A 26,164-nucleotide genomic window follows, 5' to 3' on the forward strand; every position below is an offset into this window, starting at 1 on the left:
TAACGTGACTACTACTGACGTTACGCGAGTCGCCGCCTATCGGGAGGTGACCGACAAGAACGGACGCGTCTACCGCGTCGGCGAGACAGACGTCGACATCATGGGGCGCAAGCGCAAGTGGATGGTGATCCTGCCCTGGGTCGGCATGATGGGCATCTCCTCCGCCGAGTACGCGTTCGCGTCCGCCGAGGACACGCTCCACACCGCGCACCACTGGGCCAGTGCGCACATCTTCTGGATGATGACGGTCTGGGTGTTCTTCCAGGCCGCGGTGGCCTTCCCCGCGGGCAAGCTGCGCGAGTCCGGGAAGCTGCCGGCCCGTTTCGCGATGATGCTGGGTGCGGCGGGCACGTTCCTGGGCTATCTCTCGCTGGCCTACGCACCACATGTCGTGGTCGCCTACATCGGCTTCAGTATGTTCAGCGGCATGGGCGCGGGCATGGTGTACGCCACCTGCGTCAACATGGTCGGCAAGTGGTATCCGGAGCGCAAGGGCGGCAAGACCGGCTTCGTCAACGGCGGTTTCGCCTACGGTTCGGTGCCCTTCGTCTTCCTCTTCACCGGCTACATGGACCTCACCAACTTCCGTTGGGTCCTGGTCTCGGTCGGTGTCCTCCTCGCCCTGATGGTGGGGACGGCCGGCTTCTTCTTCCGGGACCCGCCGAAGAACTGGTGGCCCGCGGACATCGACCCGCTCAACCCTCCGAAGGACCCGCGCGCGGCCCGCTCGCTGCGGATGAACCCGCCCGCGGTGCGCCAGTACACCCCGCTGGAGGCCTGGAAGACCGGCCGGGTCGCGCTGATGTGGTTCTGCCTGGCGTGCACGTCCGGCGTGAACATCTTCGGCATCGCCTTCCAGGTGGACATCGGCGAGGAGGCCGGCTTCGCGGGCGGCATCGTCGCCACGGCCATGTCACTGAAGGCCGTCGTCAACGGCACCGGCCGCGGCGTGATCGGCTGGCTGTCCGACCTGTACGGCCGTAAGCGGTGCCTGCTCGCCGTCTGCGTCATCCTGGGCCTCGCCCAGTACGGCATCCTCTGGTCGGCCGAGAGCAAGCACCTGGCGTTCTTCCTGATCTTCTCGGCGATCTCCGGCTTCGGCGGCGGCGCCATCTTCCCGATGTTCGCGGCCCTCACCGCCGACTACTTCGGTGAGAACAACAACGCGTCCAACTACGGCATGGTCTACAGCGCCAAGCTGGTCTCCGGTCTCGGCGCGGGCATGGGCGCCGTGGTCGTGAGCGCCTGGGGGCACTCCGGTGCCTTCATCCTGGCCGGCTCCATCTCCCTGTTCGCCGGCTGCGTGGCCCTGTTCCTCAGTCCGCCGGGACGCGACAAGAACTCGCGCGAAATCGCACCCAACCCCCAACCTCTCGGCGAGGACACGGCCTGACATGACGGCAGATCCGTACGCAGCAAACAGCTCGTCCGCACCATCCGACGCCGCACACCGTCCCTACCGCGAGGTGACCGACACACGAGGTCGCGTCTATCGCGTCGGCGAGACCGACCGCGACATCCTCGGCCACTCGCGCAAGATCATGGTGTATCTCCCGTGGATCGCCATGATGGCCATCAGCGTCTTCGAATACGCGTACGGCTCCGCGGAGGACACCCTGTCCCACGCGCACGGCTGGACGCAGAGCAACACCTTCTGGATCCTGAGCGTCTGGGTGTTCTTCCAGGCCGGCATCGCCTTCCCGGCGGGCTGGCTGCGCGAGAAGGGCATCCTGACGGCCCGGTCCGCCATGTACATCGGCTCCGGCATGTGTCTGCTGGGGTTCCTCGCCCTGTCGCACATGGGCAACGTCTGGCTGGCGATCCTCGGCTTCGGCGTCATCGGCGGCATCGGTGCCGGCCTGGTCTACGCGACCTGCATCAACATGGTCGGCAAATGGTTCCCCGAGCGGCGCGGCGCCCGGACCGGGTTCGTCAATGGCGGGTTCGCGTACGGATCGCTGCCGTTCATCTTCATCTTCAACTACGGGTTCGACACCGCGAACTACCACCGGGTGCTGGACCTCATCGGCTGCTACATCATGATCGTCGTGTTCGGCTGCGCGTTCTTCTTCAAGGACCCGCCGAAGAACTGGTGGCCCGCGGACATCGATCCCCTGTCGTACGCGGGCAGCGAGAAGAGCGCGACGAGCCTGGCCAAGAACCCTCCGGCGGTGAAGCAGTACACGCCGCGGGAGGCCATCAGGACGGGCATGCTGCCACTGATGTGGCTGTCCGTGGTGCTGACCGCCGGGGTGTCGATCTTCGGCATTTCCTTCCAGGTCGACTACGCCAAGGAGGTGGGCTTCGGCCCGCTGGTCGCGGCGTCGTCGATGGGCGTGATGGCGGTCATCAACGGCATCGGCCGCGGTGTCGTGGGCTGGCTGTCGGACCGGTGGGGCCGTAAGCCGACCCTGGTGTTCGTGATCGTCGTGCTGGGTCTCGCCCAGTTCGGCGTGATCTGGGCCGGAGACCTCGGGAGCGAGTGGCTGTTCCTGTTCTTCGCGTTCCTGTCCGGGTTCGGCGGCGGCGCCTTCTACCCGTTGTTCGCGGCGCTCACCCCCGACTACTTCGGGGAGAACTTCAACGCGACCAACTACGGCCTCGTCTACAGCGGCAAGCTGATCAGCGGCCTGTTCGGCGGCGGTCTGGGCTCCGTGGTCGTCGCGGCCTGGGGCTACGACGGCGCCTATGCGCTGGCCGGCGGCGTGTCGATCGTGGCGGCGGCCATCGCGCTGCTGCTGCGCCAACCGGGGCGCTCGGTGGTGCCGAGTCCCGCGCGCTGACGAGTCGCTCACATGAGGAGGCCCTCCCCGACTCCGGGGAGGGCCTCCTCATCGTGGTACGTCCGTCAGCACTTGTCCCGCAGCGAGTGCAGGTGCTCGCTGGAGCGGCGGGCGAACGTGAAGGACTCGGCCGGGTTGTCGTGCTCCGCCTGCCAGTGGTGGTCGGTGTGCCGGCCACGCAGCCGGGTCACGGCGGAGATGAACTTCTTGTAGTCGATGTCGCCGTCGCCGACGTCCACCATGCGGTAGCCGTAGGTGTCGGACGGGTCGCTCACGCCGTCCTTGACGTGGAAGAGCGGGTAGCGGTGGGGCTGCTTCAGGACGTAGTTCAGCGGCTCGAAGGGGGCGGGTGAGCCGTCGGGGCGCTTGGAGAAGCGGAACTGGCCCGAGTAGGCCCAGTAGATGTCCATCTCCAGGAAGACCAGGTCGGGGTCGGTCTCGGCGAGCAGCACGTCGTAGAGCCGGACCTTGGGGTTGTCGGTGGCGAAGGAGAACTCCTCGGAGTGGTTGTGCTGGTAGAACTTCATGCCGCGCGCCCTGGCCGCCGCGCCGTAGGTGTTGAACTCCTCGGCGGCACGCTTCCAGGCATCGACGGTGGAGCCGTAGCGGAACGGCCCTGACGCGGTGCCTATGTGCTTCAGGCCGAGGGCCTGGGCGTCGTCCAGGACCTTGGTGAGGTTCTGGGCGAAGGTGTAGGCGTTCGGGTCGTCGGAGTAGTAGCCGACGTGGCTGCCGATCGGGTTCAGGCCGTGGTTCCTGGCCAGCCGCTTGAGCTGGGCGAGGGTGATCGGGCCGGCCGAGCCCTGGGTGTATCCGGCGAACTCCACCTCGTCGTAGCCGTACTTCTCCAGCTCGGCGAATACGGGCGCGAAGCCGAGGGTGGAGACCTTGTCCCGCAGGCTGTAGAGCTGGATGCCGAGCCGCCCGGGCGGCAGGACGGGACGGCCGCGGCCGCCGCCGTGAGAGGCCGCCGCGGGGGCGGCGGTGGCGGGGCTGGTGGCCGCGCCCACCAGCGCGGCGGCCGTGGCGCCCGCCGCAACGCCGAGCATGCCTCGTCTGCTGAGTCGGTGGGTGAGTTCGGGGTCCGTCTGGGAAAAGCGGCTCATGCCTGGAACTCCTTGTGATCGAAGGCCGTTGTCAGTGGTGAGTGCTTCACTGGGGACCAGTCGGAAGTGACGGGCCGTGACCCGTCAGCCGAGACCGGCGAGTTGGAGCAGGAGTGACTTCACGTCGGTGGCCGCGACACGGTCGCCGACAGCGCGGGGGGTGGAGCAGATGAGGAGCGGACCGTCGTCGTCGCTCGCGGGAAGGCGGCCGTGGCTGCCGCGAATAGGTGACGGATCCAGGGGCACGACCGCCATGCGGTAGCGCATGCCGAGTTTCTTGCGGGCGAGCGCGGTCGCGGCCTTGACCTTGACGTAGGGGTCGAGGGGATCCATGAAGAGTTCGACCGGGTCGTAGCCGGGTTTGCGGTGGATCTCGACCAGTCGCGCGAAGTCGGGCGCGCGGGCGTCGTCGAGCCAGTAGTAGTACGTGAACCAGGCGTCCGGCTCCGCCACGGCGACGAGTTCGCCGGAGCGCGGATGGTCGAGATGGTGGGCCTTCTTGCCCTCGTCGTCGAGGAGTTGCTCGATGCCGGGCAGTCCGTCGAGCGCTTCCCTGGTCGCGTCGAGGTCTTCCGGCCGGCGTACGTAGACGTGGGCGATCTGGTGGTCGGCGACGGCGAAGGCGCGTGACGCCATCGGGTCGAGGTACTCCATGCCGTCCTGGGTGTGCACTTCCAGCAGTCCGGCGCGCCGCAGGGCCCGGTTGATGTCGACCGGTCGGTCCGCGCGGGTGATGCCGTACTCGGAGAGCGCCACCACGGTACGTCCCTCTGCCCGCGCGTCGCCCAGGAGCGGGGCCATGGCCGCGTCGAGGTCGGCGGCGGCCTTCAGTGAGCGCGGGTCGTCGGGGCCGAAGCGCTGCAGGTCGTAGTCGAGATGCGGGAGGTAGCAGAGCGTCAGATCGGGGTGGCGGGTGCGGATGATGTGCCGGGTGGCGTCGATGATCCAGCGACTGGAGACGAGGTCCGCGCCGGGGCCCCAGAAGTGGAAGAGCGGGAAGGTGCCCAGTTCCTCGGTGAGTTCGTCGTGCAGGGCGGGCGGCCGGGTGTAGCAGTCGGGTTCCTTGCGGCCGTCGGAGTAGTAGATGGGACGGGGGGTGACGGTGATGTCGGTGTCGGCGCCCATGGCGTACCACCAGCAGATGTTGGCGACGGTGTAGCCGGGGTGGGCGCGTCGGGCGGCGTCCCAGAGTTTGTCGCCGGTGACCAGACCGTTGTGCTGGCGCCACAGGAGTACGTCGCCGAGGTCGCGGAAGTACCAGCCGTTGCCGACGATGCCGTGCTCCGACGGGTGGGTGCCGGTGAGGAACGTGGACTGGGCGGCACAGGTGACGGCGGGCAGGACGGTGCCGAGGGACGCCTGTGAGCCGGACTGGGCGAGCGTCTTGAGGTGGGGCATGTGGTCGAGGAGACGGGGGGTGAGGCCGACGACGTCCAGGACGAGGAGGGGGGTGGGCCGGCCGGTGGCGGTGGCGTCCGTGCCGGTTGCGCGGTGGGTCGCCGGGGCTGCCGGTTCTGGTGGCTCGGTCATGGCAGCTCCTTGAGGCCGAGGTCGGTCAACAGGTCACGGGCGAGGGTGAGTTCGGCGGCGATGCCCTCGGTGAGCTGGCTTCGGGCGCGGGGGCGCAACTCGGCCGGGAGGGCCTGCCAGGTGTAGGTCTCGACCTCGAGGTGGCGGGTGAGCGGGTGCGGGCCGCCGACGAGGCGGACCAGGGCGCTCTTGAGGACGTCGAGCGTGGAGGTGAGGGGTGCGGCGGGGGCCGCGTGGAGCGGGACATGGAAGTGGGCGCGCCACGGGGAGGCGTCGGGGAGTGCCTCGCCGTCGAGGGCCTGGCCGAGGTCGTCGGTGCCGCGCAGGCCGGCGGCGGTGGCGGTGCGGGTCTGGTGCAGGAAGCGGGGTTCGTCGAAGGCGGCGAGGGCCTCGCGGACCTCGGGGAGGTGCGGGTGCTCGGCGTGCAGTGCGGCCGACAGCTGGGATTTGACGACGGGGACGCGGGCTTCGGTGAGTGCGTCCAGCGCGGGCAGCGGATCTTCGAAGGAGGTGGCGAGGTGACAGGTGTCGACACAGATGCCGATGCGGTCGTGTCCGATCGCGGCGAGCGGGGCGAGGGCGTCGCCGGTGGTCTCGACGATGCAGCCGGGCTCGGGTTCGAGGCCGACGCGGATGTCGCGGCCGGTCAACTCCGCGAGGGCGTCGAGGCGTTCGGCGAGGGTGCGAAGGGCGACGCGGGCCGTCTCTGCCCTGTGGTCGTCGTAGGCGGTGCGCCAGGCGAGGGGAAGGGTGGAGATGCTGCCCTCGGTGACGTCGTCGGGGAGGAGACCGGCGAGGACCCTGGCCAGGGCGGTGGTGTGTTCCAGGCGTTCGGGGTCGGCCCAGTCCGGCTTGTAGACGCGGTACTTGACCTCTTCGGCGCCGAACCCTTCGTACGGGAAGCCGTTGAGGGTGACGACCTCGAGGCCGCGCCTGTCGAGTTCGGTGCGCAGGCCGCGCAGGGCGGACGGGTCGGTGACGAGGGCGTGCGCGGCGTCCTTGGCGAGCCACAGGCCGATGCCGAGACGGTCTCGGCCGAGCCGTCGGCGGACGGGCTCGCAGTGGTCACGGAGTTGGGCGAGGACGCCGTCGAGGGTCTCGGCCGGGTGCACGTTGGTGCAGTAGGCGAGGTGGACGGTGGAGCCGTCGGGATGGCGGAAGCGCATGGCTCACGCTCCCGGGGCCGGGGCGGCGGGGTCGTCCCCCTGTCCCGGTGCTCTGCCCGGCCCTTCGTCGGGGTCCTTCGGGGCGCCGCGGAGTATGGAGTTGCCCTCGTGGGTCGCGTCCGGTGCGGCGACGTCGAGGTCGAGGCGGCCGCTGAGTCCGTAGAAGGCGACGGGGTTGCGCCACAGCACCCGGTCGACGTCGTCCTCGTCGAAGCCTTCCGCGAGCATCAGGTCGGCGACCTTGCGGGTCTTCAGGGGGTCGCTCCTGCCCCAGTCGGCGGCGGAGTTCACGAGCACCTGCTCGGGCCCGTACTCGCGCAGGATCGCGACCATCCGTTCCTCGTCCATCTTGGTGTCGGGATAGACGGAGAAGCCGAGCCAGCAGCCGCTGTCCTTGGCCTCCTTGACGGTGGTCTCGTTGAGGTGGTCGACCAGGACGTGGTCCGCGGGCAGGGCCGACTCCCGGACGACGTCGAGGGTGCGGCGCAGACCCGCCAGCTTGTCGCGGTGCGGGGTGTGGACCAGCGCCGGCAACTCGTGTGCGGCGGCGAGCTGGAGCTGGGTGGCGAGGGCGGTGTCCTCGGCGGGGGTCATCGAGTCGTAGCCGATCTCACCGACGGCGACGACCTGGTCCTTGACGAGATAGCGGGGCAGTTCGTCGAGGACGGGGGCGCAGCGCGGGTCGTTCGCCTCCTTGGGGTTGAGGGCGAGCGTGCAGTGGTGGGCGACGCCGTGCTGCGCGGCGCGGAAGGGCTCCCAGCCGAGGAGGGAGTCGAAGTAGTCGAGGAAGGAGGCGGGAGAGGTGCGGGGCTGGCCGAGCCAGAAGGAGGGCTCGACGACGGCACGGACGCCGGCGGCGTACATCGCCTCGTAGTCGTCGGTGGTGCGCGACGTCATGTGGATGTGGGGGTCGAAGAGGCGCATCAGGACTCCTTGCCGTCGGTGCCGCGGCCGCCGCGCTGGGCGGCGGGCGCGGGTGGGGTGGCCGTGGGGTCGGTCAAGGTCAGGACGCGGTACAGGTCTTCGGGCACGGGGCGGCCCGCGGCGGTGCGTTCGGCGGCGTAGTCGCCGAGCATGCGGGCGAGTTCGGTGTCCCGGTGGGCGCGGCGGTCCAGGTCGGCGACCGTCTCGACGTGGACGCCGGTGAACAGGCACTTCAGGACTGCGTGCCGCCACTGGTGGGAGTCGAGATGCCGGGCGGCGTACGGGCCGACGGCGGCGGCGAGGAGCCGGGTGTCGTTGGTGCGCAGGGCGTCCTCGACGAGCGGGAGGGCCTGCGGGCCGGGGACGAGGTGGGGCAGTGCTTGCAGGACGGCGCGGCGTTCGGCTCCGGTGCCCTGGAAGTAGACCCGGCTGAGGGCGTCCGTGTCGGCGCGAGCCGCGTGCAGGATGAGGACGCGGGCGGCGTCGGCGTGGTCCGGGCCGCAGCGCCGGCCGGCCTCGGCGATGCGGAGCTCCCATACGGAGATGGGGCCGTGGGTGCCGGGGTTGGCGGCGGCCTCGTCCAGGGCTCGGTGGAGCCAGGCGCGGGCGGCCGTGTGGAGGCGGGCGGCGAGGTGGGCGCGTAGTTCGGTGGGCGGGGTGAGGGCGAGGGGTTTGCCGTCCTCGAGGTCTGCCGGGTGGGGGGCATCTGGCTGGGGTTTGGTGTCCGCCTGTCTCTCGGTAGGCAGGGGGCTCTCGGTGGGCGAGTGGCCCTCGGTGGGTGCGTGGCCCTCGGTGGGCGGGGGGCTTTCGGTGTCCGCGTCCGGGGTGGCCGGGCTGGTGCGGGGGTGGGTCATGAGGTGCTCCCTTCGGGGATGGCGGAGGGATCGCCATGGGGTGGGACGAGTACGGGTGTTCTGGCGGCCGCGGCCTCGGCGTTGCGGAGGAACGGGAGGGAGTGTTCGGCGAAATGGGGGCCCGCGTGGGAGTGGCGGGGCAGTTCGACGACGGTGAGGCCTCGGTAGCCGGTGGCGGCGAGGGCGGCGAGCACGGGTGGGAAGTCGATCTCGCCGTCGCCGAAGGGGAGGTGTTCATGGATGCCGCGGCGCATGTCCTCGATCTGGACGTGGCGCAGATACGGGGCGGCGGCTCGGATGCAGTCGGCCGGGGACAGGGGTTCGAGGCACTGGCAGTGACCGATGTCGAGGGTGAGCCCGAGGTGTTCCGGGTCGCCGAGTGTGCGGCGGAGCCGGTCGAAGTCGGCGAGGGTGGCGAGGAGGTGACCGGGTTCGGGTTCGACGGCGAGGGGGACGCCGGCGGTGGTGGCCGCCTCCAGGACCGGGGTGAGCGCGTCGGTCAGGCGGTGCCAGGCGGTCGTCGGGTCCGTTCCAGGCGGGGTGATGCCGCTGAAGCAGTGCACGGCGTGGGCTCCGAGGTCGGCGGCCACGCGTACGGCACGGAGCAGCAGGTCGACGCGGCGGGCCCGGTCCTCCGGGTCGGGGTCCAGCAGGGAGGGGCCGTGCTTGCGGCGCGGGTCGAGCACATAGCGGGCGCCCGTCTCCACCGTGACCTCCAGACCTAGCGCGTCCAGCCGCTTGGCGAGGCGGTGGGTGCGCGCGGCCAGGTCCGCGGCGAGCGGGTCGAGATGCATGTGGTCGAGGGTCAGGCCGAGGCCGTCGTAGCCGAGGTCGGCGAGCAGGGCGAGGGCGTCGTCGAGGCGGAGATCGGCGAGGCCGTTGGTGCCGTAGCCGAAGCGGAGGGGGGTCACGGCGGGTGCGTCGGCGACCGGGGCGGTAGCGGGTTCGGCGCTGGGACCGCTGTCGGTGCCGTGAAGGTCGCCGTCGGCTCGCGGGGCGGCGAAGTGCCGCGGGGCGGGCGTCTTCGGGGTCACTTGACGCCCACCTTCCTGTCGCCGTCGCCTCGCGAGGCCGCCTCGGCGGAGGAACGCGGGACAGTCGTGGTGCGGCTCATATGCCACTCACCTTCCTGCCGCCGTCGCCTCGCGAGGCCACCTCCGCGCAGAGACACGGGACAGTCGTCGTGCGGCTCATACGCCACTCACCTTCCTGTCGCCGTCACCTCGCGAGGCCACCCCGGTGGAGTGCCCCGGCAGGGTCGTCGTCCGGCTCATGTCACGCTCACCTTTCTTCCGAACCGTCGGCCGAGCGGGGCGAGTCCTGCGATGAGCAGGGCGGTGAGGCCGGCTCCGGAGCGGGTGGACAGTGCGGCCTGGAGCGGGATCGTGGCGCGGATGCCGCCGCCGACGGCTCGTTGGGTGAGCGGAGGAGACGGGTTGAGGGTGGCGTGGAAGTAGGGGCGGGCGGCGGTCGCGGCGTAGGTGGTGGCCAGGGCCGTGGTCAGGGCTCGGCCCGGCGACCAGGCGGAGTCGGCAGACCGCGGTGGGGTGATCCGCCGGGCGTGGGCGGGCCCAGGTAGTTCAGGGCCGGCGGCCGCGGGTTCGGCAATGGCGGGCAGGGAGCCCGACATGACCGACCGGCGGCTGGGGACGGTCGCCACCCCGTCGGCATCGCCCGGTCCCGCGGCCGAGGGGCGGACCGACGGGACGCCGGTCGGGCGGTGGGCCAGGAGGCGGCTCAGCAGGGCCGTCGTCGTCAGGGCCGCGAGCGGTGCCAGGGGGGAACCGCCCTTCGTCTCCTGGCGGGACACCACGGTGACCGCGAGGGTGTGGGTGCCGAGCAGGGCGGCGGACGGGAGTGCCGCGCGGGTGCGGCCCGTTGTGGCCGCGGCGCCGAGGACGAGGTCCAGGGCACGGGCCGTGGCCATGGCGGCGGGGCCGCACGGGGTGTGCTTGAGGGCGAGGTCGTAGGCCCACACGGTGGCCGCGAGGGGCGCGGCGACGGTGAGAGCGGGGCGGCCGGCGCGAGCGGCGAGGGCCAGGCCTGCACCGGTCAGGGCGCAGGCCGCGGTGAAGGCGGCTGCGGGGTGGACGCGGCCGGACGGGAGGGGGCGGTGGGGGCGTTCGGCGGCGTCCTCCGCGCGGTCCGCCCAGTCGTTGAGGGCCATGCCGGCCTCGTAGAGACAGAGGGAGGAGCCAATGGCGAGCAGAGTCCGGGAGTTGGGCCGGGCCCCGACAGCGGCGGCGCCACTGAGTGCGTCGCCGGGGACGGTGAACAGGGCGGGCAGCCGGAGCAGTTCGGCCCAGGCACGGCTACGGCTCACGGGCGCTCCCCCGCAGCGGGCTCGCACGGATCGGCGCCCTGGCCGGCGCGCTCCTCCTGAGCCGCAGCCGCCTCCCGATGCCCGTCACCCTCACCCCCAACCTCGACCCCCCGCGCATCAGGGTCACCCCCCACCCGCCGGAGCCGAACCCCCAACCCCACCAGCTCCCCGTACTGCTCACCCAAGCTCGCCGGGCCCTCCCCCACCGGGTCCTTGAAGTAGAAGCCCAGTTCGGAGAGGGGGCCCGTGAGGCCGGTCTCGTGGGCTCGGGCGGTGAGGCGGGCCAGGTCCAGTACCAGGGGGGCCGCGAGGGCCGAGTCGCAGCCCTGCCAGATGGTCTGGAGGATCATGCGGGTGCCGAGGAAGCCGTCGAAGGCGATGTGGTCCCAGGCGGTCTTCCAGTCGCCGAGGGCCGGGACGTCGTCGATGTGGACCTCGCCCTCGGGGACGGTGCCGAGGGTGTCGGCGAGGACGCGTTCCTTGCCGGCGTTCTTCGCCGCCGCCGCGGCCGGGTCGGCGAGGGCCGCGCCGTCTCCGCCGCCGAGCAGATTCGTGCCGGACCAGGCCCGCACGTTCAGCGCCCGCTGCGCGAACATCGGGCCCAGGACGGCCCGCAGCAGCGTCTGTCCGGTCTTGCCGTCCCGGCCGGCGTAAGGGAGCCCGCTCCGTTCGGCCTCGGCCGCGGCGACGGGGTGGTGCATGCCCTCGGAGGGCGTGAAGTTGACGTAGGAGCAGCCCGCGCGCAGCGCCGCCAGTGCGTACAGGGTGCTGGCGGGCAGCGGGGCGCCGGGCCCTGCGGACGCGGGTTCCGTCGAGGCGACGTTGACCACGACCGTCCGCTCCAGCTCATGGCGTCGCGCGAAGTCGCGTATGTCGTCGGCGAAGGCCGTGATCAGCTCGGCCTCGCTCCGGGTGTCCCCGGGCGTGGGGCCGCCGGGCCTGATCTCGCGGTCGGCAGCGGCGAGTTCCGCGGCGACGGCGGTGGCGACGCCCGGTGGGAGGACGCCGCCGGCGGTCAGGGTCTCGGCACGCTTGGGCAGGGGGCAGTCGAGGGTGTCGTGGCCGCCGAAGACGAAGTCGGACAGCGCGGGCAGGCCGCTGCCGGTGAACGCCGAGGTCTCGGTCACCATGCCGGTGGGCGGATGCAGCCCCGCCGTGATGGCGGCGCACCCCGTGACGACGGTGGTGGCGACGGAACCTCGGGCTCCGATCAGCCACACTCCCACACGCGGTCGGGAGAGGGACGCGGACATGGGCAGCCTCCTGGTCGTGCGCGAGCCTCAAGGGGAGGGGTGGAGACGGCGGGCGGGGGTCCGGCGTCCCCCGCCCGCCGCCGTTCAGTCGCCCTGGACGGGCAGTTCCTTCAACTGGATGTTGCGGAAGGAGACCTGGTCGTCGGCGCCATGGTTCTGCAGGCCGATGTAGCCGTCGGTCAGGCTCCGCTCGGGGTCCTTGTTGGTGAAGTCGTTGATCCTGACTCCGTTGAGGAACACCTGGAGGCGTTCGCCCTGGACCTTGATCTCGTAGGAGTTCCACTGGCCGGGCGGCCGCAGAACCTGGTCACGGGCCTTGATGTTCGCCGACTTGAACGAGTAGACGGAGCCCGTGGTGCGGTCGGGCGCGTCCGTGGCGTCGATCTGGATCTCGTAGCCCTTGTTCACCGCGGACCAGGGGTCGTCGGAGGCCGGGAAGCCCACGAAGATCCCGGAGTTGTCGTCGCCCTGCATCTTCCAGTCGAGCTTGAGCGAGTACGACTTCAGCTCCTTGGCCTGGTACCAGAGCAGGCCCATGCCGCCCTCGGTCTCCAGGGTGCCGTCCTTGACGTTGAACTTGCCGGGACCGGCCTGCTTCCAGCCCTCCAGGGTCTGGCCGTTGAAGATCTTCCGGTAGTCCTTGCTCGGCTTGCAGTCCGCCTTCACCTGGCCGGTGGCGTACTGGAGGCCGCCGAGCAGGTGGGCCCGGAAGGCCTCGTCGGCGTAGGACTCCTTGGTGTGGCCGCCGCCGGTGTAGAAGGACCGGCCGCCGCCGTAGCTCTGGCACCAGGCGATCGGGTGGTCGCCCTTCATGTTCCCGCCCTGGTAGGTGGTCTCGTCCAGGGTGGCGAGGACCTTGGCCTGCTCACGCGGGTTGGTGCGGTAGTTGTACCACTCGTCGGTGCGCTCCCAAGCGTCGCCGAGGTGCGCGGTGGACGGGTGGTCGTGGTCCTCGACGCGGACCGTGGCCTTCTGGATCGCCGGGTGCGAGTCGAAGTAGGCGCCGACCAGGCCGCCGTAGAACGACCAGTCGTACTCGGTGTCGGCGGCCGCGTGGATGCCCATGTATCCGCCGCCGCCGGCCACGTAGTTCTCGAACGCCTTCTGCTGCTCGGCGTTCAACACGTCACCGGTGGTGGACAGGAAGGCCACCGCGTCGTACTTGGCGAGGTTGGCCGTGGTGAACTGCTTGGCCTCCTCGGTCGCGTCGACCGTGATGCCGGCCGGGCCGCCGAGCTCCTTCAGGGCCGCGACGCCGGCCGGGATGGAGTCGTGCCGGAAACCTGCGGTCTTGGAGAAGACCAGGACCTTCTTGCCGCCCTTGAACGGCTCCTTGGAGAACTCGAAGTCGTCCACGTCGTAGAGCGCGCCCGCGCCGCCCTTGAAGACCAGGTAGACCTCGGTGGTCTTCTTCGGCAGCGCCCGCAGCGGCACGTCGACGTTCTGGAAGGTCTCCCAGCCGCCGGTCGGCGGGATGTACGCCGAGCCGTGCAGCGGTCCCTCGGGGGAGCCCGTGCGCACCTCGATGAAGCCGCCCGCGCCGCCGGAGGAGGCCCGCACGGTCATCTTCCTCTGTCCGTCGAACCGGTAGGGGGTGAAGGCGATCCAGTCGCCGTCGTCGATGTTCCCGACGGTCTTGCCCCCGTTGGCGCCGGTCTTGTCGATCACCGACACGCCCGACTGGGTGGTGAAGTGCTCGCCCTGGCGGTGCAGCGGCTGGAGCACGGCGCGTGCGGTGCCGGTCAGGGCCTCCTGGCCGTTCGCCCCGCCGTCGGTGTAGCTGGCGCCGACCACGCCGTAGATGTTGGCGTTGGGGTCGTGACCGCCGTCACCGGCGGGCGGCGTCAGGGTGCCCTCGCAGCCCATCTCGCTGGTCAGCTCGTGGGCGTGGGAGTCGTGGCCGAGGCTGTAGGCGACCTTGACCTTGGAGCAGTCGACCGTCTCCTCGGGGTCGGTGACGGTCACCTTGAACGGGACGGGCTTGCCGAACTCGGCCAGCGCGCCGTTGCCCGGGATGTCGATCCTCACCTTGGGCTCGGTGTTGCCGACGACGATCCGGGTGCTGGCGTTGCCGGTGTTGCCCTCGGGGTCCTTGGCGGTGAAGGTGGCGGTGTAGGTGCCGACCTTCTTGTACTGGTGGGCGGGGTTGAGGCCCTCGCCCTTGGTGCCGTCGCCGAAGTCCCAGCTGTAGGTGAGGTCCGGGGAGTCGGCGTCCTTGGCGGAGCCGGTGAACTTGACCTTCAGGCCGGCCGCGCCGGACGTCTTGTCGGCGCTCACCTCGGCGATCGGGGAGAAGCCGTCCTCGGCGTTCTCGATCCGGTAGAGCGCGGAGTGCTCGTCGCCCTGGAACCAGGAGATGCCGTAGTCGAGGACGTAGAGCGCGCCGTCGGGGCCGAACTCCATGTCCATGATCTGGGTGCCGGTCCACGGGAAGTCGTTGATCTTCGCGACGGAGCCGTCCTCGTTCTGCTGGATCCGCTTGATCCAGCGGCGGCCGAACTCACCGGCGAAGAAGTCGCCGTCGTAGGCCTCGGGGAACTTCACGCTGGAGTCGAGGTCGGGGTCGTAGCGGTAGACCGGGCCGCCCATCGGGGACTCGGAGCCGGAGCCGAACTCCGGCACGGAGCCGCCGTCGTACGGGATCCAGGCGGCCTGCGCGGGCGGCAGGTCGGTGAGGCCCGTGTTGTACGGCGAGGTGTTCTTCGGCGCGGCGCAGTCGAACTTCGCGCCGGAGGTGCCGGTGGCGAAGTCGTAGTCGACGTAGGCGTCGTTGTTGCCGGTGCAGAACGGCCAGCCGAAGTTCGCGGCCTTGGTGACCTTCGCGAACTCGACCTGTCCGGCCGGGCCGCGCGTCGGTGAGGCGGCGCCCGCGTCGGGGCCGTAGTCACCGACGTAGACGATGCCGGTCTTGTCGTCGACGCTCATCCGGAACGGGTTGCGGAAGCCCATCGCGTAGATCTCGGGACGGGTCTTCTCGGTGCCCGCGGCGAAGAGGTTGCCCTCCGGGACGGTGTACGAGCCGTCCTCGGCGACCTTGATGCGCAGGATCTTGCCGCGCAGGTCGTTGGTGTTGCCGGAGCTGCGGCGGGCGTCGAAGGCGGGATTGCGGCCCTCGCGGACGTCGATCGGCGTGTAGCCGTCGGAGGCGAAGGGGTTGGTGTCGTCGCCGGTCGACAGGTACAGGTTGCCGGCCGCGTCGAAGTCGATGTCGCCGCCGACGTGGCAGCAGGTGCCGCGGGAGGCCGCGACGTCGATGACCTTCTTCTCGCTGGCCGTGTTGAGCGTGCCGTTGGCGTTCAGCGTGAAGCGGGAGAGGCGGTTGACGCCGTCGAACTTCTTGAAGTCGTCAGCGGTGCCGGTCTCCGGGGCGTCGCCCGCGGGGGTGTCTAGCGGCGGGGCGTAGTAGAGGTAGATCGCCCGGTTGTTCTCGAAGTCCGGGTCGATGCCGACGCCCTGGAGGCCCTCTTCGTCGTGGCTGTAGACGTCGAGCTTGCCGGCGACCTTGGTGACGCCGCCCTGGTCGGTGAGGCGCAGTGTGCCGTCGCGCGAGGTGTGCAGGACGCTGCGGTCCGGGAGCACGGCGAGCGACATCGGCTCGCCCATCTCGGGTTCGCCCTTGGCGAGCGGTACCTGCTGGAACTGGCCCTCGGCGGCTGCCGGTTCGTCGTGTTCCGGGTGGCCGGGGTGGGCGCCGGCGACGGTCGCCGGGGCGCCGACCGCGAGGAGCAGGCCGGTGAACAGGGCGACGGCGGTGCGAAGGCGCGGGCGCCTCGGGGTGCGGGTGCTTCGGGGTCTGGTTCTGTGCACGAAGTCCCTCCGGGAACGGGGTGTGCCGTACGGGGTGGGTGCGAAGACGTGCGGTGCGGGCGCCGGGGTGCGCCGTCACCCCGGGGGTGGTTGTGCCGTGAGTACTTCCGTGTGTCCTGAACACTTCCCTGTGTCCTGAACGCTTCTGCGTGTGTCCTGAACACTTCAGGGACGGTAACCGCGTACGTCCGGGGCGAACACCCCTTGCGTCAGGATCTGTTGAACTTTTTCCCATCGCAGGACAAAGCGGGATTCGGGCAGGTCGGAGGGGGGACCGGTGGTATCTCCGGTCCCCGTCCCCGACCTGCGCCGGGTGCGTGGTTCAGCTGTTGAAGGCGGCGTCGAAGGACGCGCTGGGCGGCTCGAAGTCGAAGGCCTTCAGCCGCGTCAGCGCCTCGGGGGCGCCCTGGAGCCGGTCCATGCCGGCGTCCTCCCACTCCACGGAGATGGGCCCCTTGTAGTCGATGGAACGCAGCATCCGGAAGACGTCCTCCCACGGGACGTCGCCGTGCCCGGCCGAGACGAAGTCCCAGCCGCGGCGCGGGTCGCCCCATGGCAGGTGTGAGCCGAGACGGCCGTTGCGGCCGTCGAGGCGCTTGCGGGCCTCCTTGCAGTCGACGTGGTAGATGCGGTCGCGGAAGTCCCACAGGAACCCGACCGGGTCGAGGTCCTGCCACACGAAGTGGGAGGGGTCGAAGTTCAGGCCGAAGGCGGGGCGGTGGCCGACGGCCTCCAGGGCGCGCTGTGTCGTCCAGTAGTCGTAGGCGATCTCGCTCGGGTGGACCTCGTGCGCGAAGCGCACGCCCTCCGCGTCGAAGACGTCCAGGATCGGGTTCCAGCGCTCGGCGAAGTCCTCGTAGCCGCGCTCGATCATCGACTCGGGCGCGGGCGGGAACATGGCGACGAGGTGCCAGATCGCGGAGCCGGTGAAGCCGATCACGGTGTCGACGCCGAGGGCGGCCGCGGCTCGCGCGGTGTCCTTCATACGGGCCGCGGCGCGCTGCCGGACACCCTCCGCGTCGCCGTCGCCCCACACCTCGGCCGGCAGGATGGCCTGGTGGCGCTCGTCGATGATGGCGTCGCACACCGCCTGGCCGACCAGGTGGTTGGAGATCGCCCAGCACTTGAGCCCGTACTTGTCGAGCAGGGCCTTCCTGGAATCGATGTACGACGGGTCCGCCAGAGCCTTGTCGACCTCGAAGTGGTCGCCCCAGCAGGCGAGTTCGAGCCCGTCGTAGCCGAAGTCGCGGGCGAGCCGGCAGACCTCCTCCAGCGGCAGGTCGGCCCACTGGCCGGTGAACAGCGTGAACGTACGCGGCATTGCGCGTCAGCCTCCTCGGGCCGCTATCGGGGTGGTTCAGACGGCGATCGGGGTGTAGACGGAGTTCTTCTCGGCGCTCTCCTCCACCGCCGCGAGCACGCGCTGCACCTGGAGCCCGTCGGCGAAGGACGGCTGCGGCCGGCGGCCCTCGGCGACGGCGTGGACCAGGTCGCGGGCCTGGTGGACGAAGGTGTGCTCGTAGCCGAGGCCGTGGCCCGGCGGCCACCAGGCGTCCAGGTAGGGGTGGTCGGGTTGGGTGACGAGGATGCGGCGGAAGCCGGCGTGCGCGCCCGGTTCCCTGCCGTCGTGGTAGGAGAGCTCGTTGAGCCGCTCCAGGTCGAACGCGATCGAGCCGAGCTCGCCGTTGAGCTCGATGCGCAGGGCGTTCTTCCGGCCGGTGGCGTAGCGGGTGGCCTCGAAGGAGGCGAGGGCGCCGGACGGGAAGCGGCCGGTGAAGACGGCGGCGTCGTCGACGGTGACCTGGCCGGTGCCGTTCGCGGAGACGGCGGACAGACCGCTCGTGGGTCCGCCGGGCAGGGGCCGTTCCCGCACGAAGGTCTCCGTCATCGCGGACACCCCGCCGAGCTGCTCCCCCACCAGGTACTGCGCCAGGTCGATGATGTGCGCGCCCAGGTCGCCGAGCGCGCCCGAACCGGCCAGCTCCTTGCGCAGCCGCCAGGTCAGCGGGAACTCGGGGTCCACCAGCCAGTCCTGGAGGTACGTCACCCGCACGTGGCGCAGGGTGCCGAGGCGACCCTCCGCAACCATGCTGCGGGCCAGCGCGGTGGCGGGCACCCGGCGGTAGTTGAAGCCGACCATCGCCAACTGACCGCGCCCGTAAGCCTCTTCGGCCGCCGCGGCCATCGCCTCGGCCTCCTCGACGGTGTTCGCGAGGGGCTTCTCGCACAGGACGTGCTTGCCCGCGGCCAGTGCGGCGAGGGCGATCTCGGCGTGGCTGTCGCCCGGGGTGCAGATGTCGACGAGGTCGATGTCGTCGCGTGCGATCAGCGCACGCCAGTCGGTCTCCGCCGACTCCCAGCCGTGGCGTTCGGCGGCCGCGCGCACGGCCGTGGCGTCCCGTCCGCAGATCGCGGTCATGACCGGCGTGCGAGGGAGGTCGAAGACACGGCCCGCGGTGCGCCAGCCCTGCGAGTGGGCGGCGCCCATGAAGGCGTAGCCGACCATGCCGACGCGCAGTGGTGGCTTGTGGGTCCCCGGGGCCGGCACTCCCGCCTCGCCGGCCGTGGCCCGTGCCTCCGCCTCGGCCTCTTCGGGCTGCTGCGGCTGTCCCATGCGATGGTCCTCCTCGTCGTCGTGCCGCGGTGGGGGGTTTCGGGGCGTCCTGCGGAATCGAGCCGTCACCTGCCGGGCCCGCCGGAGCCGGGGCGGCGGGCCGTCCCTGCGCGGCGGGCGCGCTCGGGTCCCGGGCGGTCGGCCCGCGTCCCGGTGCCACGGCCCGGGCCGGCCCGGTCCGCCGGACGCTCCCGGCCCTGCCCGACGGGCCCCTCGGCCGCGTCGGGCAGGGTGCGCCTCACTTGAAGCCGGTGGACATGTACTTGTCGACGTTCTCCTTGTCGACGACCGCCGAGTACAGCGTGATCGAGGCGGGGATCTCGAACTCGGCCATGCCGCCGACGCCCTTGCCCTGGCCCAGCGCACGGGCCAGGTCGATGGCGGACGCGGCCATGGTCGGCGGGTACAGGACCGTGGCCTTCAGGACGCCGTCGTCCTGCTTGATGGCCTGGAAGGCGGACAGCGCGCCCGCGCCGCCGACCATCAGGAAGTCGTCGCGCCCGGCCTGCTCGATGGCGCGCAGGGCGCCGACGCCCTGGTCGTCGTCGTGGTTCCACAGGGCATCGAACTTCGACTGGGCCTGGAGCAGTTGCGCCATCTTGGCCTGTCCGGACTCGACCGTGAACTCGGCGGCCTGGCGGGCCACCTTCTTGATGTTGGGGTAGTTCTTCAGCGCGTCGTCGAAGCCCTGGGTGCGCTGCTTGGTCAGCTCCAGGTTGTCCAGGCCGGCGAGCTCGATGACCTTGGCGTCCGACTTGTCCTTGAGCTTCTCGCCGATGTAGTGCCCGGCGTTGAGACCCATGCCGTAGTTGTCGCCGCCGATCCAGCAGCGGTACGCCTGCGGGGTGTTGAAGATCCGGTCGAGGTTGATGACCGGGATGCCCGCGCGCATCGCCTTCAGGCCGACCTGGGTGAGCGCCTTGCCGTCGGCGGGCAGCACCACCAGGACGTCGACCTTCTTGTTGATCAGCGTCTCGATCTGGCCGATCTGCGCGGCGGTGTCGTTGGAGCCCTCGGTGATCTCCAGGGTGACGTCGGAGTACTTCTTCGCCCGGCTCTTGGCGTTGTCGTTGATCGCGTTGAGCCAGCCGTGGTCGGCCTGCGGACCGGCGAAGCCGATCGTGACCTCCTTGCCGGGCTTGTCGTCGGCGGCCGGCTGGTCGTTCGCGGCCGGCTCGTCGCTGGACTCGTTGCTCGTGCAACCCACGAGGAGGGTGCCGGCACCTATGGCGGCGGTCCCGAACAGCAGCCCTCTGCGACTGGTGAGCTCTGGCATGGCGGTGAACCTTTCCTCAGGTCGTGCTCGGGGGTGGCGGTACGACCCTCAGGTCGTGCTTGCGGTACGGCGCTGGACCAGCACGGCGGCGACGATGATCGCGCCCTTGGCGATCTGCTGGACGTCGCTCTGCAGGTTGTTCAGGGCGAAGATGTTGGTGATCGTGGTGAAGATCAGGACGCCGAGCACGGAGCCGACGATGGTGCCGCGGCCCCCGGTGAGCAGGGTGCCGCCGATGATCGCGGCCGCGATGGCGTCGAGTTCGTAGAGGTTGCCGTTGGTGTTCTGGCCGGAGCCGGACAGGATGATCAGCAGGAAGGCCGCGATGCCGCAGCACAGTCCGGACAGCAGGTAGAGGTAGAGCCGCTGGCGGCGGACGTCGATGCCGGCCAGGCGGGCCGCCTCCGCGTTGCCGCCGACGGCGACCGAGCGCCGTCCGAAGGTCGTGCGGTTCAGCACCAGCCAGCCGATGATCGTCACGACCGCGAACACCATGACGAGCGGCGGGATGCCGAGGACGTAGGCGTCGCGTTCGCCGAGGTCGAGCACCGAGGGGATGGTGACGATCTGCGTCTTGCCGTCGGTGATCTGGAGGGCCAGACCGCGGGCCGAGGCCAGCATGGCGAGCGTCGCGATGAACGGCACCATCGCGCCGTACGCGATCAGCACCCCGTTGACCAGCCCGCATCCCACACCGACGATCACGGCGGTGAAGAGGATGCCGGCGAAGCCGTACTCCTGGGTCGCGACCGTCGTCGCCCATACCGAGGCGAGCGCGACGATCGCGCCGACGGAGAGGTCGATGCCGCCGGAGATGATGACGAAGGTCATGCCGACGGTGACGACGCCGATCACGGATGCCTGGGTGAGGACCAGTTGGAGGTTGCGGGTGTCCAGGAACTCGTCAGGCTTGGTGATGCCGCCGATGACGATCAGCGCGGCGAGGACGCCGAGCAGGGAGAGCGTGCGCACGTCGGCGTGGGCCATCAGGCCGCGCCAGGCGGGCGGTCCGTCGGCCGACTGCACCTTGCCGGTGCTGTCCCGCGGCGGGGAGGCGTGCTGCGTCATGACGCCGGGCTTCCTTCCATGACGAGGTCGAGTACGCGGTGTTCGTCGAGTTCACGCGCGGGTGCCGTGTGCACGACACGGCCCTCGCGCAGCACCAGGACGCGGTCGGCCAGGCCCAGTACCTCGGGCACCTCGCTGGAGACCAGCAGCACGGCGAGACCTTCGTCGGCCAGCCGTCGCACGACCGCGTACAGTTCGGCCCGCGCGCCGACGTCGACGCCGCGGGTGGGTTCGTCGAGCAGCAGGACACGGCAGCCGCGCAGCAGCCAGCGGGCCAGGACCGCCTTCTGCTGGTTGCCTCCGGAGAGGGTGCGCACCGGCACCGACGGGTTGTCGGGCCGCAGCGACAGCTCCCGGGTCGCGGCGCGCGCCGCGCCGAGTTCGGCGGCGCGGTCGATCCAACCGCCGCGCGAGAAGCGGGACATGGAGGACACCGACACATTGCGGGTGACGGACTCCAGCATCAGCAGCGCCTGCGCCTTGCGCTCCTCGGGGGCGAGCCCGAGGCCGGCGCGTACGGCGGCGCGCACGCTGCCGGGCTTGAGCGCCCGCCCGTCCACGAGGACCTGGCCGGCGCTGGGTTTGCGGGCGCCGTAGATCGTCTCCAGGATCTCGGAGCGTCCCGAGCCGACGAGTCCGGCGAGGCCCACGATCTCTCCGGGCCGCACGGTCAGGTCCAGGGACTCGAACTCGCCGTCCCTGGCGAGTCCGCGGACCTCCAGCAGCGGCTCGCCGCCGGTGGCGTCCTTCGCGGGCCGCTCGGGGAAGACGTACTCGACGTTGCGTCCCGTCATCATCGCCACGACGTCGCGCGTCGGCGTCGTCTTCGCCGGGAGTCCGCCGGCCACGGCCCGCCCGTCCTTCAGGACGGTCACCCGGTCGCCGATCCGGCGGATCTCCTCCAGGCGGTGCGAGATGTAGACGACGGCGACTCCGGCGCCGGTGAGGTCGCCGACGATGCGGAAGAGGTTGTCGACCTCGTCCGGGTCGAGGGCGGCGGACGGCTCGTCCATCACGATCAGCCGTACGTCGTGGGAGAGCGCCCGCGCCATGGAGACGATCTGCTGCTGGGCCGCCGACAGCTCGCCGACCAGCCGGCCCGGGTCGATCTCGGGATGCCCAAGTCGCTTGAGGAGCTGGGCAGTTGACGACCGTGCGGCTTTTCCGCGTACGACGAATCCGGCGGCCGTGGGTTCATGGCCGAGGTGGACGTTCTCGGCGACCGACAGGTGCTCGACGAGGTCGAGTTCCTGGTAGATGGTGGCGATGCCGAGGCGCATGGCGGCGATCGGCGAGCGGAGGGTGACCTCCTCGCCGCGCCAGCGGATGGTGCCGGTGTCGGGCTGGTGGGCGCCGGCCAGCACCTTGATGAGGGTGGACTTGCCGGCGCCGTTCTGGCCGAGCAGGCAGTGCACTTCACCGGCCTGGACGTCGAGGTCGACGCCGTCGAGGGCGCGGACTCCGGGGAACGACTTGGTGATGCCGTTCATGCTGAGCAGCGATGGTTCTGGTGCCATGAGGTCCCCTTGGCGGGCGTGCGGGCCGGTTTCAGGGCGGGGCGAGGCAGAGCAGGGCAGGAGCAGGGCAGAGCTGAGCGCTGTGCGAGGTGCTGTTTCGGTGCGCCGTGCGGTGTTCGGTGAGCCGTACGGGGCGAGTGGCTTACGCGGGTGAGAACAGGTGGTCGCTGATGAGCCGGGCCGCGCCGATGACTCCGGCGGTGGGGCCCAACTCCCCGAGCACGATGGGGAGGTTGCCGGTCGCGAGCGGCAGCGACTGGCGGTAGACCTGGGTGCGGATCGCGGCGAGCAGGTTGTGGCCGAGGCCGGTCACCCCGCCGCCGATCACCACCAGGCCGGGGTTGAAGAAGCTGACGAGTCCGGCGATGACCTGGCCGACGCGGTTGCCGCCCTCGCGGATCAGGTCGAGCGCGGTGGCGTCGCCGGCGGCGGCCGCGGCGGCGACGTCGACGGCGGTCAGGGTGCCGTTCGCCGCCAGCCGGGAGGCGAGTTCCTCCGACAGTCCCTGCTGGGCCGCCTCCACGGCGTCCCGGGCGAGGGCCGCCCCGCTGAAGTGGGCCTCCAGGCAGCCCCGGTTGCCGCAGGCGCAGGGGCGGCCGTCGGGCACGGCCTGGATGTGCCCGATGTCGCCCGCGCTGCCGGTGACGCCGCGGTGGACGTCACCGCCCGCGACGATGCCGCAGCCGATGCCGGTGCCGATCTTGACGCAGAGGAAGTCGCCCACGGAGCGTGCGACGCCCGCGTGCTGCTCCCCCATCGCCATGAGGTTCACGTCGTTGTCGACCATCACCGGGCAGCCGAGCTCCTGGCTGAGCGCCTCCCGTACGGGGAAGCCGTCCCAGCCCGGCATGATCGGCGGAGCCACCGGGACGCCCTCGGGGAAGCGGACCGGCCCCGGGACGCCGATGCCGGCGCCGTCGAAACCCTCCGCGAGCCCGGAGGCCCTCAACTTGGCCGCCATGGACAGGACTTGCTCGAAGACCGCGACGGGGCCCTCGCGTACGTCCATCGGCTGGTTGAGGTGTCCGAGGATCTCCAGCTCGGGGTTGGTGACGGCGACGTCGACCGAGGTCGCGCCGATGTCGACGCCGAGGAAGCGCAGATCGGGGTTGAGCCGGATGTTGTGCGACCGGCGGCCACCGCGCGAGGCGGCGAGTCCGTCGGCCACGGCCAGTCCCGTCTCCAGCAGGCGGTCCACCTCCACGGCCAGCTTGGACCGTGAGAGGTCGATCTGATCGCCCAGCTGGGCCCGGGAGTTGGGCCCGCCGTCGCGCAGCAGCCTGAGCAGCTTGGCCTGATGACCGTTAGCGGGTCGCGCCGTCATACGTCTCACGAGCCCCTCCCCGCCTCAATCGGCCTGAGCGCGCCGGGTTTCGGCCACATGTCCGTGACCTGCTTTCGAGGGGAACGTAGCAGTGGCCGCCGGGACTGGGAAGAACTTGAGCAGAGATTGCCGTCAACTTTCTCCACTCACAGGACAAAGAAGGGTCCCGGGGCGCGACGAGGCGCCGTTGGCTACGCTTTCCCTGCCGACAGCGGGTGCTTTGGGGGGAGCGCGAATGGCTCAGGACTCACCGGCCGCCGAACCGACGACGACGCCCAGGTCAGACGGCTCAGCCGACGCCGGCCCCAGCTACGCGATGGGCCTGGCGAACGGTTCGTACGACTGGTACCAAGGCGCCGCCGTCCGGGCGCGTCGCAATTTCCGGCTCTCCGAGACCCTGCTGCTGCTCGTCTCGGCCGCCATCCCGGTCTCGGCGGTCCTGTGGTCCAAGAACCCGGAGATTCCAGCCGTCCTGGGCGGCATCGTCGTGGTGATCACCGGCCTGCGCTCGGTCTTCCACTGGCAGGACGACTACCTGCGCTTCACCGAGGCCCGCGAGGCGGTCGAGGCGGAACGCCGCCTCTACAACACGGGGGCGGAGCCGTACGCCGATCCGGCGACCCGCGACCAGGCCCTCGCCGCCGCCGTCACCCGCATCGAACAGCGGGAGATGGGCACCTGGGTCCAACTGTCCGGTCCCCGCGCGGACACCACGGGGACCGGCGCGCTGCCCTGACCGTGGAACGGCGCGATCCTGAACACCGCGCCCGAGTGCCACGACGACTACGGCAGCACGGCCGCGGTCAGGAGTCGCCCCGGGCGTGGTACGACCGTCGCGTGTGTTCCGTGTGTTCGCGCATCAGCTGGGTCGCCTGCTGTTCGTCGCGGGCGGTGATCGCGGCGATCATGCCCCGGTGTTCGATCCAGGACTGGTGGCCGCGCTGGCGGGCGACCGGGGTGTAGTACCAGCGGACCCGGCGGTCGACCTGGGCGGCGAGTTCGGCGAGGACCGCGTTGCCGGCGAGTTCCATGATCTTGGCGTGGAAGCGGGCGTTGAGGGCGACGGCCGCGTCCACGTCGTCCGCGGCGACGGCCTTCTCCCCCTCCGCGCACAGCTCCTCCAGCGCCTTGATGCCGGCGCTGTCCGTGTGGGCCGCGGCGAGCCGGGCCGCCTCGGCCTCGAGGAGGGTGCGGACGGTGAGGAGCTGGTCGGCCTCCTCCTCCGTCGGCTCGTGCACGAACGCGCCCTGCGCGGGGCGCAGATCCACCCAGCCCTCGGTGTTCAGCCGCTGCAGCGCCTCCCGCACCGGCTGTCGCGACACACCGAGGTGACCTGCGAGTTCACTCTCGACCAGATGCTGGCCGGGCTGCAGGGCGCGGGTCGTGATGAGTTCGAGCAGCGCCTCGTAGACACGGTCGCGCAGCGGGCCGGGACGTTCGAGCTTGGGCACCGCACCCTGCGGTAGTCCTGTCGACAACATCGGTTCCCCTCCTGGGCGAACGCCGGGCGACTGCGTCCCGTAGCCGATCGTCACTGAAAGCCAGTATCGATTGTCTTTCGTCTACAGTCTACGGCGCACAAAGGCCAGGGAAACGGGGAGTTGGTCACATCACACCCGCATCAGGGGCAGCGGATGACCTGTCCGGCGTACGAAAGGTTCCCGCCGAACCCGAACAGCAGCACCGGGTCCCCGCCGGAGAGACGTCCCTGCTCCACCAGCTTGGACAGGGCCAGCGGGATGCTCGCCGCCGAGGTGTTCCCGGACTCCGAGACATCGCGTGCGACCACGGCGTTGACCGCGCCGAGCTTTTCGGCGAGGGGCTCGATGATGCGCAGGTTGGCCTGGTGCAGGACGACCCCGGCGAGGTCCTCGGGCCCGAGGCCCGCCCGCTCGCAGGCCCGGCGGGCGATGGCGGGCAGCTGTGTCGTCGCCCAGCGGTAGACGCTCTGCCCCTCCTGCGCGAACCGCGCGGGCTGCCCCTCGATACGCACCGCGTGCCCCATCTCGGGCACCGATCCCCACAGCACCGGCCCGATGCCGGCGTCCTCGGACGCCTCCACGACAGCGGCCCCGGCGCCGTCCCCGACCAGCACGCAGGTCGTGCGGTCGCTCCAGTCGGTCACGTCGGACATCTTGTCGGCGCCGATCACCAGCGCCCGCGTCGCCGCCCCCGCCCGCACAGCATGGTCGGCGGTGGCCAGGGCGTGGGTGAAACCGGCGCAGACGACGTTGACGTCCATCGCGGCCGGCGACGGGATGCCGAGCCGTGCGGCGACCCGCGCGGCCATGTTCGGGGACCGGTCGATGGCGGTGGAGGTCGCGACCAGGACCAGGTCGATGTCACCGGGCGTGAGGCCCGCCGCAGCGAGCGCCTTGGCGGCGGCGTGACCGGCGAGCTCGTCGACGGGTTCGTCGGGCCCGGCGATGTGGCGCGTACGGATACCCACCCGAGATGTGATCCACTCGTCACTGGTGTCGACCATGCCCGCCAGATCCTCGTTGGTGAGCACCCTGGCGGGCTGATAGTGGCCGACTGCGGCGATGCGCGAGCCGTTCATCGTTGGTGATCCCCTTGAACCTCGGGTAGCGGGATTCACCAGTCTGATCAGTGACTCAC

20 protein-coding genes are annotated in these 26,164 nt (G+C 70.9%); 3 read left to right on the forward strand and 17 right to left on the reverse strand.

Annotated elements, in window-relative coordinates; all coding sequences use genetic code 11:
• Positions 1 to 4: 4 nt before the first annotated feature.
• Both CP983_RS07575 and CP983_RS07580 read left to right on the forward strand, forming a co-directional pair.
• Positions 5 to 1,393 (forward strand): OFA family MFS transporter, encoded by a 1,389-nt coding sequence (locus CP983_RS07575; RefSeq protein ID WP_167537669.1) that lies wholly within the window; start codon positions 5 to 7, stop codon positions 1,391 to 1,393.
• 1 nt (position 1,394) lies between these two features.
• Positions 1,395 to 2,783, forward strand: coding sequence for an OFA family MFS transporter (locus CP983_RS07580; protein WP_150499040.1), 1,389 nt, complete (start codon positions 1,395 to 1,397; stop codon positions 2,781 to 2,783).
• A gap of 65 nt (positions 2,784 to 2,848) precedes the next feature.
• On the opposite strand, the gene CP983_RS07585 is transcribed toward CP983_RS07580, so the two are convergent.
• From CP983_RS07585 to CP983_RS07655, 15 genes are all read right to left on the reverse strand, one after another.
• Positions 2,849 to 3,889 (reverse strand): sugar phosphate isomerase/epimerase family protein, encoded by a 1,041-nt coding sequence (locus CP983_RS07585; protein WP_150499041.1) that lies wholly within the window; start codon positions 3,887 to 3,889, stop codon positions 2,849 to 2,851.
• An 84-nt stretch (positions 3,890 to 3,973) separates the two neighbouring features.
• Positions 3,974 to 5,419 carry an alkaline phosphatase family protein gene (locus CP983_RS07590; protein WP_229914658.1) on the reverse strand — a complete coding sequence of 482 codons (1,446 nt, stop codon included), beginning with the start codon at positions 5,417 to 5,419 and terminating at the stop codon, positions 3,974 to 3,976.
• The gene (gene eboE / locus CP983_RS07595) at positions 5,416 to 6,585 is read right to left on the reverse strand and encodes a metabolite traffic protein EboE (protein WP_150499042.1); all 1,170 of its coding nucleotides are present in this window, start codon (positions 6,583 to 6,585) and stop codon (positions 5,416 to 5,418) included. The genes CP983_RS07590 and eboE overlap by 4 nt, the downstream gene beginning before the upstream one ends.
• Before the next feature lie 3 nt (positions 6,586 to 6,588).
• Positions 6,589 to 7,509, reverse strand: a complete 921-nt coding sequence (locus CP983_RS07600) for a TatD family hydrolase (RefSeq protein ID WP_150499043.1) — start codon at positions 7,507 to 7,509, stop codon at positions 6,589 to 6,591.
• Complete coding sequence (locus CP983_RS07605; protein ID WP_150499044.1) at positions 7,509 to 8,363, reverse strand: EboA domain-containing protein; 855 nt, start codon at positions 8,361 to 8,363, stop codon at positions 7,509 to 7,511. Before CP983_RS07605 ends, CP983_RS07600 begins: the two co-directional genes overlap by 1 nt.
• Complete coding sequence (locus tag CP983_RS07610; RefSeq protein ID WP_150506461.1) at positions 8,360 to 9,274, reverse strand: sugar phosphate isomerase/epimerase family protein; 915 nt, start codon at positions 9,272 to 9,274, stop codon at positions 8,360 to 8,362. The genes CP983_RS07605 and CP983_RS07610 overlap by 4 nt, the downstream gene beginning before the upstream one ends.
• Positions 9,275 to 9,633: 359 nt before the next feature.
• A complete protein-coding gene (locus CP983_RS07615; protein ID WP_150499045.1) occupies positions 9,634 to 10,713 on the reverse strand; it encodes an SCO3242 family prenyltransferase in 1,080 nt (359 codons plus the stop codon).
• Entirely contained in the window at positions 10,683 to 11,939 is a 1,257-nt protein-coding gene (locus tag CP983_RS07620; protein WP_229914659.1) for an inositol-3-phosphate synthase, read from the reverse strand. Before CP983_RS07620 ends, CP983_RS07615 begins: the two co-directional genes overlap by 31 nt.
• Before the next feature lie 84 nt (positions 11,940 to 12,023).
• Positions 12,024 to 15,746 (reverse strand): ThuA domain-containing protein, encoded by a 3,723-nt coding sequence (locus tag CP983_RS07625; protein WP_150499046.1) that lies wholly within the window; start codon positions 15,744 to 15,746, stop codon positions 12,024 to 12,026.
• A 322-nt stretch (positions 15,747 to 16,068) separates the two neighbouring features.
• On the reverse strand, positions 16,069 to 17,067 hold the full coding sequence (locus tag CP983_RS07630) for a sugar phosphate isomerase/epimerase family protein (protein ID WP_150499047.1): 999 nt from the start codon (positions 17,065 to 17,067) through the stop codon (positions 16,069 to 16,071).
• 36 nt (positions 17,068 to 17,103) lie between these two features.
• Entirely contained in the window at positions 17,104 to 18,360 is a 1,257-nt protein-coding gene (locus tag CP983_RS07635; protein ID WP_150499048.1) for a Gfo/Idh/MocA family protein, read from the reverse strand.
• A gap of 238 nt (positions 18,361 to 18,598) precedes the next feature.
• Positions 18,599 to 19,636, reverse strand: coding sequence for a substrate-binding domain-containing protein (locus CP983_RS07640; RefSeq protein WP_150499049.1), 1,038 nt, complete (start codon positions 19,634 to 19,636; stop codon positions 18,599 to 18,601).
• Positions 19,637 to 19,684: 48 nt separating this feature from the next.
• Positions 19,685 to 20,704 carry an ABC transporter permease gene (locus CP983_RS07645; protein ID WP_150499050.1) on the reverse strand — a complete coding sequence of 340 codons (1,020 nt, stop codon included), beginning with the start codon at positions 20,702 to 20,704 and terminating at the stop codon, positions 19,685 to 19,687.
• Positions 20,701 to 22,221, reverse strand: coding sequence for a sugar ABC transporter ATP-binding protein (locus CP983_RS07650; protein ID WP_150499051.1), 1,521 nt, complete (start codon positions 22,219 to 22,221; stop codon positions 20,701 to 20,703). Before CP983_RS07650 ends, CP983_RS07645 begins: the two co-directional genes overlap by 4 nt.
• A gap of 142 nt (positions 22,222 to 22,363) precedes the next feature.
• A complete protein-coding gene (locus CP983_RS07655) occupies positions 22,364 to 23,545 on the reverse strand; it encodes an ROK family protein (protein ID WP_125526592.1) in 1,182 nt (393 codons plus the stop codon).
• Positions 23,546 to 23,780: 235 nt separating this feature from the next.
• Between CP983_RS07655 and CP983_RS07660 the strand changes: the two genes are divergently transcribed.
• Positions 23,781 to 24,281, forward strand: coding sequence for a DUF4231 domain-containing protein (locus tag CP983_RS07660; RefSeq protein ID WP_150499052.1), 501 nt, complete (start codon positions 23,781 to 23,783; stop codon positions 24,279 to 24,281).
• A gap of 67 nt (positions 24,282 to 24,348) precedes the next feature.
• On the opposite strand, the gene CP983_RS07665 is transcribed toward CP983_RS07660, so the two are convergent.
• Positions 24,349 to 25,026 (reverse strand): GntR family transcriptional regulator, encoded by a 678-nt coding sequence (locus CP983_RS07665; protein WP_126900353.1) that lies wholly within the window; start codon positions 25,024 to 25,026, stop codon positions 24,349 to 24,351.
• Between the two features lie 140 nt (positions 25,027 to 25,166).
• Positions 25,167 to 26,105 (reverse strand): beta-ketoacyl-ACP synthase III, encoded by a 939-nt coding sequence (locus tag CP983_RS07670; protein WP_125526583.1) that lies wholly within the window; start codon positions 26,103 to 26,105, stop codon positions 25,167 to 25,169.
• Positions 26,106 to 26,164: the final 59 nt, after the last annotated feature.

It is taken from the genome of Streptomyces chartreusis, from assembly GCF_008704715.1.
Lineage (GTDB): Bacteria > Actinomycetota > Actinomycetes > Streptomycetales > Streptomycetaceae > Streptomyces > Streptomyces chartreusis.

Bases quoted from the DNA above. Each gene is read 5' to 3' on its own strand.
- CP983_RS07645 (WP_150499050.1), bottom strand. From the start codon at position 20,704: ATGACGCAGCACGCCTCCCCGCCGCGGGACAGCACCGGCAAGGTGCAG.
- CP983_RS07580 (WP_150499040.1), top strand. From the start codon at position 1,395: ATGACGGCAGATCCGTACGCAGCAAACAGCTCGTCCGCACCATCCGAC.
- CP983_RS07605 (WP_150499044.1), bottom strand. From the start codon at position 8,363: ATGACCCACCCCCGCACCAGCCCGGCCACCCCGGACGCGGACACCGAA.
- CP983_RS07600 (WP_150499043.1), bottom strand. From the start codon at position 7,509: ATGCGCCTCTTCGACCCCCACATCCACATGACGTCGCGCACCACCGAC.
- CP983_RS07665 (WP_126900353.1), bottom strand. From the start codon at position 25,026: ATGTTGTCGACAGGACTACCGCAGGGTGCGGTGCCCAAGCTCGAACGT.
- CP983_RS07660 (WP_150499052.1), top strand. From the start codon at position 23,781: ATGGCTCAGGACTCACCGGCCGCCGAACCGACGACGACGCCCAGGTCA.
- CP983_RS07650 (WP_150499051.1), bottom strand. From the start codon at position 22,221: ATGGCACCAGAACCATCGCTGCTCAGCATGAACGGCATCACCAAGTCG.
- CP983_RS07640 (WP_150499049.1), bottom strand. From the start codon at position 19,636: ATGCCAGAGCTCACCAGTCGCAGAGGGCTGCTGTTCGGGACCGCCGCC.
- CP983_RS07590 (WP_229914658.1), bottom strand. From the start codon at position 5,419: ATGACCGAGCCACCAGAACCGGCAGCCCCGGCGACCCACCGCGCAACC.
- CP983_RS07585 (WP_150499041.1), bottom strand. From the start codon at position 3,889: ATGAGCCGCTTTTCCCAGACGGACCCCGAACTCACCCACCGACTCAGC.
- eboE (WP_150499042.1), bottom strand. From the start codon at position 6,585: ATGCGCTTCCGCCATCCCGACGGCTCCACCGTCCACCTCGCCTACTGC.
- CP983_RS07635 (WP_150499048.1), bottom strand. From the start codon at position 18,360: ATGGGACAGCCGCAGCAGCCCGAAGAGGCCGAGGCGGAGGCACGGGCC.
- CP983_RS07670 (WP_125526583.1), bottom strand. From the start codon at position 26,105: ATGAACGGCTCGCGCATCGCCGCAGTCGGCCACTATCAGCCCGCCAGG.
- CP983_RS07655 (WP_125526592.1), bottom strand. From the start codon at position 23,545: ATGACGGCGCGACCCGCTAACGGTCATCAGGCCAAGCTGCTCAGGCTG.
- CP983_RS07620 (WP_229914659.1), bottom strand. From the start codon at position 11,939: ATGTCCGCGTCCCTCTCCCGACCGCGTGTGGGAGTGTGGCTGATCGGA.
- CP983_RS07630 (WP_150499047.1), bottom strand. From the start codon at position 17,067: ATGCCGCGTACGTTCACGCTGTTCACCGGCCAGTGGGCCGACCTGCCG.